1 protein-coding gene is annotated in these 326 nt (G+C 45.1%); it reads left to right on the top strand.

The features are described 5' to 3' along the window. Positions 1–326: hypothetical protein (locus ACXAFR_RS27590; RefSeq protein WP_475183448.1), on the top strand; the 326-nt coding region annotated here is incomplete at both ends.

The following is a 326-nucleotide window of genomic DNA, read 5'->3' as shown; positions in this document are numbered from 1 at the left end:
CCTACAAACAATGGTTCCAACAGTAACGAAGGTAAAAGCTCAATAAGCCTTGCCCATGATGCGCTTTCCCGTGCAAACGGTAAGGTCCTTAGCTTATCGTCAGACGAAAGCAGCACCTCTAGCGCGAACAAGGCTTTTCAGAAAGCTTTTGCTAACACTCAAGCCTTTCAAAAAACCGTTTTAGAAAGCGGTCAAGAGATCGTGGATTGCGACTCAGGAAATATTCTGGTGGGTTATGAGATATCCGCTTCAGAAGATGAAACTCAAATCGATTTTGATGTGGGCATGCAATATACGGCCTGCCGTACCGAAGACATTGCAAACGA

It is taken from the genome of Pseudomaricurvus sp. ABR4_320 (genome assembly GCF_056159445.1).
Note: the sequence above shows the minus strand (reverse complement) of the source record. Positions and strands in the feature narration are given on the sequence as shown.